At 73.7% G+C, this 7,269-nt stretch carries 6 protein-coding genes; 3 read left to right on the top strand and 3 right to left on the bottom strand.

Annotated elements, in window-relative coordinates:
* On the top strand, positions 1-1,236 hold a 1,236-nt coding region (locus PSR1_RS20345), incomplete at its 5' end, for a sigma 54-interacting transcriptional regulator (protein ID WP_059439220.1).
* Between the two features lie 9 nt (positions 1,237-1,245).
* Here the strand turns inward: PSR1_RS20345 and PSR1_RS20340 are convergent.
* The 3 genes from PSR1_RS20340 to PSR1_RS20330 form a co-directional block, all read right to left on the bottom strand.
* Positions 1,246-1,794 (bottom strand): general secretion pathway protein GspE, encoded by a 549-nt coding sequence (locus PSR1_RS20340; protein ID WP_059439219.1) that lies wholly within the window; start codon positions 1,792-1,794, stop codon positions 1,246-1,248.
* Between the two features lie 85 nt (positions 1,795-1,879).
* Positions 1,880-2,722: a tol-pal system YbgF family protein gene (locus tag PSR1_RS20335; protein WP_059439218.1), complete on the bottom strand. Its 843-nt coding sequence runs from the start codon at positions 2,720-2,722 to the stop codon at positions 1,880-1,882.
* Entirely contained in the window at positions 2,719-3,417 is a 699-nt protein-coding gene (locus PSR1_RS20330; protein ID WP_237758173.1) for an OmpA family protein, read from the bottom strand. Before PSR1_RS20330 ends, PSR1_RS20335 begins: the two co-directional genes overlap by 4 nt.
* 152 nt (positions 3,418-3,569) lie before the next feature.
* Here PSR1_RS20330 and PSR1_RS20325 point away from each other — a divergent pair, with 152 nt between their 5' ends.
* Entirely contained in the window at positions 3,570-4,931 is a 1,362-nt protein-coding gene (locus tag PSR1_RS20325; protein WP_059439216.1) for a sigma-54 dependent transcriptional regulator, read from the top strand.
* Between the two features lie 208 nt (positions 4,932-5,139).
* Positions 5,140-7,269 (top strand): penicillin-binding protein 1A (locus tag PSR1_RS20320; RefSeq protein WP_237758172.1); only part of this gene is annotated, 2,130 nt, incomplete at its 3' end.

Here is a 7,269-nt window from a genome sequence, read left to right as displayed (position 1 = left end):
GACCCGACCTGCGACGCGCCGCTCGACGACCCGTTCGTCTCGGCCCGCCACCTGCGCGTCGAGGCGCGCGGCGGCCGGTGGGCGCTCGTGGACCTCGGCTCGACGAACGGCACGTTCATCAGCGGCGCGCGCGTGACGCGGGCCGAGCTGCCGTTCGGCCTCGCGGTGCAGCTCGGGGACGCGGAGATCGTGCTCGAGCCGCGCGAGGCGCCCGAGCCCGCCCGCGCCGAGGCGTTCGAGGGGATGCTCTCGCGCGACGGCGCCATGCGGCAGGCGTTCGAGCTGGTGGAGCGGGTCGGCCCCTCGGAGGCGGCGGTGACCATCCTCGGCGAGACCGGCACCGGCAAGGAGCTGTTCGCCCGCGCGCTGCACGCGCGCTCCGCGCGGCGGGACGGGCCGTTCATCCCGGTGAACTGCTCGGCCATCGCCGAGACGCTCATCGAGTCCGAGCTGTTCGGCCACGAGAAGGGCGCGTTCTCCGGCGCGGAGCGCATGCGCAAGGGCGCCTTCGAGGAGGCCGACCGCGGCACGCTGTTCCTGGACGAGATCGGCGAGCTCCCGCTCGACCTGCAGCCGAAGCTGCTCCGGGTGCTCGAGCTGGGCGAGGTGAAGCGGGTGGGCGCGTCGCGGCCGATCCAGGTGAGCGTCCGCATCGTGGCCGCCACGCACCGCGACCTGCGCGCGCAGGTGCGCGCCGGACGGTTCCGCGAGGACCTGTTCTACCGGCTCTGCGTGGTGCCCATCACCGTCCCGCCGCTGCGGCGGCGCGCCGGGGACGTGCGGGAGCTGGCGGAGGCGTTCCTGGCGCGCGCGGCGCCGCGCGGCGTGGCGCTGCGCTGGAGCGAGGAGGCGCTCGCGAAGCTGGAGGCGTACGACTGGCCCGGGAACGTCCGGCAGCTCCGGAACGTGGTGCAGCGCGCGCTCCTGTTCCGCGGCGAGGGGCTGGCCATCGGGCCCGCGGCGGTGACGTTCGAGGACACCCGCGCCGCGCCCGCCGACGGCGGCGACGACGACACGCTCTACGTGCGCGGCCTCACGCTGGAGGAGATCGAGCGGGAGGCGATCCGCCTGTCCCTGCGCCGGAACCGCGGCAAGCGCGCGGCGGTCGTGAAGGAGCTGCGCATCGCCAAGAGCACCGTCATGAAGCGGATCGGCCAGTGGGGCCTGCACGACGAGGGGCGGCCGCCCGGCGAGGCGCCCGAGCCCGAGCCCGACGACGAGGCCGAGGTGGCCTGACGCCGTGGATCAGTTGTAGCTCGACGGATCCGCGCGGCGCAGCAGCGTCAGCGGGCTCGTGTCCTCGGGCAGGTCCAGCGCGTCCGGGCGGTAGGCGAAGCCGCCGGGCCGGAGGGTCGCGCCGTCGAGCAGCCGCGCGATGGCCTGCTCGAGGTCGTCCTCGGCGGCCAGCACCGGCTTGACCCGCAGGCCGGTGGCGAACGTGATCTCGTCGAGGACGCCGAGGTCGGCCGGGTCCGGCAGCGCCACCACCACCGCCGCGCCGCGCGGCTCGTTCACGCGCGAGAGCGGCAGCACCTTGCGGGTGCGGATGAGCTTCTCGGGCAGCAGGCGGAGCACCGCCGGCGGCACGTGCCGATCGCCGATCTCCATGAACGGCACCCCGAGCTGCGCACCCACCGCGCCGAGCACGACCGGCTCGCCCAGGAAGCCCAGGCTGACGATGCTGCGGCCGAGGCGCCCGCCCCAGCGGCGCTGGTGCGCGAGCGCGCTCTCGAGCTGGACCGCGTCGATGGCGCCCTGCGCCACGAGCAGCTCGCCGATCCGCATCCTCGCCATCGCACACCCTCCACGGACGGTGGAACACCGCCTCGAACGGGACGGAGTGTACCACCTACCTCGGAGGGAGGTGAGAGGAACGAACCTACTTCCGGCGCGGCTTCTTCGGGGCGAGCTCGGCCTGGAGCTTCTTCGCCTGCGCGGCGGCGTCCGACCTGGGGAACTTCGCCACGAGCTCCTTCAGCACGCCCGGGGCGTCCTTCTTCAGCTCGTCCACCTCGAGCATGGCCCGGGCGATGCCCAGCATCGCGTCGGGCGCGCGCTCGGAGCGCGGGGCCTTCTCGTAGATCCAGCCGTACGCGACCAGCGCCTCGCGCCAGCGCTTCTGCTCCATGCAGATCTCGCCGGAGCGGAAGGCGGCCTCGGGGGCCATGGCGTCGGCCGGCCAGCGGCGCAGGTACTCGTCGTACAGCGTCTTCGCGACGCTCTTGTCGCCGGTCGCCTCCTCCTTCTGCGCGAGCGCGAGGAAGGAGACCTTGTCGTCCGGCCGGTCGAGCGTGCCGATGCGCTCCTTGGCCTCGAGCTCGTCGAGCGCGCCGCGGCCGCGGAGGGCCGCGAAGCGCTTGTCGGTGCGGTCGGAGAGGGCGGCGACGGACTTCTCGACCTGCCCGAGGCGGTGCGCCTCGACCTCGAGGTCGCCCTTCACGCGCGTGAAGTCGTCCTGCAGGCGCTGGAGGGAGACCCCGAGATCGGCGCCGCTCCGCCGGGCGGCGCGGTTCAGCTCGTCGATCTTCTGCTGCACCTCGGCGATCTTGCGATCGACCGCGGCGACGCGATCGGCGACGACCCGCTGCTGCTCGGCGGAGTCCGCCTCGAGCTTGTCCAGGCGCGCCTCCATCTGACGCCCGCGCTCCAGCGGGACCCAGCATGCGGTCAGCAGGAGCGCGAGCGCCGGCGCGGCGGCCCGGATGGAGGTGCGGAGGATCACCGCTCGATCTGGAAGTCGTCGCGGCGGTTCTTGGCCCAGCAGGCCTCGGTCGCCTCGGAGCAGACCGGCTTCTCCTCGCCGTAGCTCACCGTGTCCACGGTGGAGCTGACGCCGAGATCGGTCAGGTACTTCTTGGCGGCCTCGGCGCGGCGGTTGCCGAGCGCGACGTTGTACTGCGCGGTGCCGCGCTCGTCGCAGTTGCCCTGCACGAGCACGCGCTTCGCCGGGGCCTGCTTCAGGCAGTCGGCCAGCTTCTGCAGGTTCTGCTGCGACTCGGCCGTCAGGTTCGAGCGGTCGAACGCGAAGTGGACGCTGAACGCGGTGGTGTCGGCGCACTCGGGCGGGACGGACGCCTCGGGGGCGGCGGCGGCGCAGCGGCCGGCCTGGCACTTCTCACCGGCGCCGCAGTCGCGATCGGACGCGCAGGAGCCGGGCTCGCGGGCCACGCAGCGCTCGCCCTGGCACATCTGGCCGGCGGGGCAGTCGGTGTCGGCCGCGCACTGGGGCTTCGGAACGCACGCGTTGGCGCGGCACACGAAGCCCTCCTTGCAGTCGGAGTCCTGGCCGCACTCCTGGCAGCGGCCCTCGACGCAGACCTTGCCGTACCCCTCCTGCTCGGCGCAGTCCTGGCTGGTCTTGCACTCACCGTTCTTGGGCTTCGACGGACAGCCGCCGAGGACGAGGGCGCCTGACACGGTCAGGGCGAGAAGGAGAACACGACGCATGACGACCTCCAGTCGAAAAATGACAAGTCTGGGAACTTGGGGACGTCCGCTTATTGGCTCCATTCGGATCGGCTGTCAAAGGATTTCCTTCTCGCAGAACCATCCGGGATTAACATCCCGGCATGCCGGCGACGGTCCTCGTCGTGGACGACGAACGCAACATCCAGCTCACGCTCTCGCGCGCGCTCTCCATGGAGGGCTACGCGGTGGAGACGGCCTCCGGGGGCCGCGAGGCGCTCGAGAAGCTCGCCGCACTGCCGGTGGATGTGGTGGTCATGGATGTGCGGATGCCCGACCTGGACGGGCTGGCAGTGCTCCAGAAGGCACGCGAGACCCGCCCGGAGCTGCCCGTCGTGATCATGTCCGGGCACGGCTCGATCGACACCGTGCGCAGCGCCTTCAAGCTCGGCGCGTTCGACTACCTCGAGAAGCCCATCACCGAGAAGGAGAAGCTGCTCGTCGCGGTGAAGAACGCGCTCGCGCTCGAGTCGCTGCGCGCCGAGAACGCGGCGCTGCGCCGCGCGGCGGGCCAGCTCGAGATGATCGGCGGCGGCGCCGCCATGCAGCGGCTGTTCGACCTGGTGCGGCGCACCGCGCCCTCCGAGGGCCGCGTGCTCATCACCGGCGAGAACGGCACCGGCAAGGAGCTGGTGGCGCGCGCCATCCACGAGCAGTCGCGGCGGCGCGACCGGCCGTTCGTGAAGCTCAACTGCGCCGCGGTCCCGGCGGAGCTGATCGAGAGCGAGCTGTTCGGCCACGAGCGCGGCGCGTTCACCGGCGCCGTGGCGGCCCGCCGCGGCCGGTTCGAGCAGGCCGACGGCGGGACGCTGTTCCTCGACGAGGTGGGCGACATGCCCGCCGCCATGCAGGCGAAGGTGCTGCGCGTGCTGCAGGAGGGCGAGCTGGAGCGCGTCGGCGGCCAGCAGACGCTGCGCTGCGACGTGCGGGTGGTGGCCGCCACCAACAAGGACCTGCAGGCCGAGGTGGCCGCGGGCCGCTTCCGCGAGGACCTCTACTACCGGCTCAACGTGGTGCCCATCCACACGCCGGCGCTGCGCGAGCACAAGGAGGACGTGCCCGAGCTGGCGGCGCGCTTCCTGGGCGAGGCCTGCGAGCGGAACGGGCGCCGCGCCATGCGCCTCGGCCGCGAGGCGATCGCCGCGCTCCAGACGCACGACTGGCCCGGCAACGTGCGCGAGCTGCGCAACCTGGTGGAGCGGCTCGCCATCCTCTGCGACGGCCCGGAGATCGGCGCCGACGACGTGGTGGCGATGCTGCCCGGCGCCCGCCGCCCGCGCGGCGATCGCCTGCGCGCCGGCGCCGCGTTCCACGAGCTGGTCGAGGAGGCCGAGCGGGAGATCGTGCTCGCCGCCCTCGAGGCGCACCAGGACAGCGTGTCCGACACCGCCCGCGCCCTCGGCCTCGAGCGGAGCCACCTCTACAAGAAGATGCGCGCGCTCGGCATCAAGCGCGGCGCCGAGTAGCCGCCCGCCCGCCCCCGCCCGGCCGTGTCGCCCCGGCCACGTGCCGGCGTGTCGGCCGGGACACGCCGGCACGGAATCCGCTGCGCCGCCGGGCGTTCCATGACGATGGGGCCCCTGGCACGCCGACTGCTCCCCCAGGGGCATGACCTTTCGCCGCCGCGGCGCTTTGCCGGACGCCACCCCGGGAGCTATCGTTCGAGCCCTCGCCGTGGACACCCCCTCCCACCCCGCCACACCGCCCCCGGCCGCCGCGGTCCGCGCCGCCGAGGGCGAGGAGCCGCCGCGCGTGCGCCGTCGCCTCTCCCGCAAGTCGAAGCGGCTCCTCCGCGCCGCCGCCCTGACCGTGCTCGCCGGCGGCCTGCTCGGCGGCGGCCTGCTCCTCGCCTGGACCCGGGAGCTGCCCGCGTTCGACGGCCTCAAGGACTACGCGCCGCTCGTCTCCACCCGCGTGTTCGGCGCCGACGGCGAGGAGGTGTTCCAGTTCGCCCGCGAGCGGCGCACCGTGGTCCCGATCGACGGCATCCCGGACGTGCTGCGCAAGGCGGTGCTCGCGGCGGAGGACGCGCGCTTCTACGAGCACGAGGGCGTGAACTACCTCGCCATCGCGCGCTGCGCGGCCAAGGGGCTGCTGGGCGGGGGCGTGAAGTGCGGCGGCTCGACCATCACGCAGCAGGTGGTGAAGACGTTCCTGCTCCCCACCGAGTGGCGGGTGAAGCGCAAGGTGAAGGAGCTCGTGCTCGCGCCGCGGCTCGAGCAGAACCTGACCAAGGACGAGATCCTCTACCTGTACCTGAACCAGATCTACTTCGGGCACCGGCGCTACGGCGTGGAGGAGGCGAGCCGCTTCTACTTCGGCAAGGGCGTGAAGGACCTCACGCTCGGCGAGGCGGCGGTGCTGGCCGGCGTGATCCAGTCGCCCATGCGCTGGTCGCCGGTGAACCACCCCGCCCGCGCCAAGGAGCGGCAGCGGTACGTGCTGCGCCGGATGATGGAGGAGGGCTTCATCACGCGGGCGCAGGCCGAGGCCGAGTCGGCGCGCGCCATCCGCACGCGCCCGCCGCCGGAGGATCCGCCCGGCGCCTGGTACGCCGACGCGGTCCGGAAGTACCTCGACGAGCGCTACGGCGCCGAGGTGGTCGAGACGCAGGGGCTTCAGGTGGACGTGGCCATGGACGCGCGCCTGCAGGCGGCCGCCGAGAGCGCGCTCGAGGGCGCGCTGCGCGCCGTGGACAAGCGCCAGGGCTGGCGCGGCCCGCTCCTCCACCTCGACCGGCCGCGCGTGGAGGCGGCGCTGCCGCTCTGGCGCAAGCGGCTCGAGGCGATCGAGCCGGGCCCGGGCGAGGTGTACGTCTGGGACCTCGGGCGCGTGAACCCCGACCAGATCGAGCCGGGCGAGGACGCGGAGCAGGAGCGCGACGTGGCGCGCATGGCGCGCGCGCGGCGCCTGGAGGACGGCGGCGTCTACGCCGGCCTGGTGCGCGAGGTGGACGACCGGGCCGCGGTGGTGGACCTGGGCAACGCGCGCGGCGAGGTGACGCTGGCGCAGGCCGCCTGGGCCCGCAAGTGGAACCCGACCTCCGCCACGGCCGCGCCGAAGAAGATGTCCACGGTGGTGCAGCCGGGCGACGTGGTGAACGTGCGCGTGGTGCCGGGGAAGGTGCCGGCCGCGCGCACCGCGGCCGCCGGCAAGCCGCTGCCGCTCGCGCTGGAGCAGACGCCGCTCGTGCAGGGCGCGCTGGTGGCCATCGACCCGGCCACCCGCGGCGTGCGCGCGCTGGTGGGCGGGCTCGACTTCCAGGCGTCGCAGTTCAACCGCGCCACGCAGGCGCGGCGGCAGCCGGGCAGCGCCATGAAGCCGTTCGTGTGGGGCGCCGCCATCGAGTCGCGCCGCTTCACCCCGGCCACGGTGGTCTACGACACCCCCGACCTCTACCGCGACCCGTGGACCGGCAAGGAGTGGAAGCCGCGCAACTTCGAGAAGGACCAGTTCGACGGCCCCATGCTGCTGGCCGCCGCGCTGGCCCACTCCAAGAACACCGTCTCGGTGAAGCTGGTGGACGCGCTCGGGGTGGACGCGGTCATCGGCTTCTCGAAGCGGATGGGGATCGCGTCCGAGCTGCCGCGCAACCTCACGCTCGCGCTCGGGACCGGCGAGGTGCTGCCCATCGAGCTGGTGAACGCGTACGCGAGCCTCGCGGCGAACGGCTTCCAGACGCCGCCGCTGGTGGTGCTGCGCGTCCGCGACCGCGCCGGCAAGGTGCTGGAGGAGCAGCGGCCGGTCGCGCCGCCGGCGCCGTCCGCGGACGGCGCGGTGGTGGTGACCGCGTCCGCCGTCGAG

This window comes from Anaeromyxobacter sp. PSR-1 (assembly GCF_000964525.1).
Lineage (GTDB): Bacteria > Myxococcota > Myxococcia > Myxococcales > Anaeromyxobacteraceae > Anaeromyxobacter.
The sequence above is the reverse complement of the archived record's forward strand: the minus strand, read 5'-3'. Positions and strand labels throughout refer to the sequence as shown.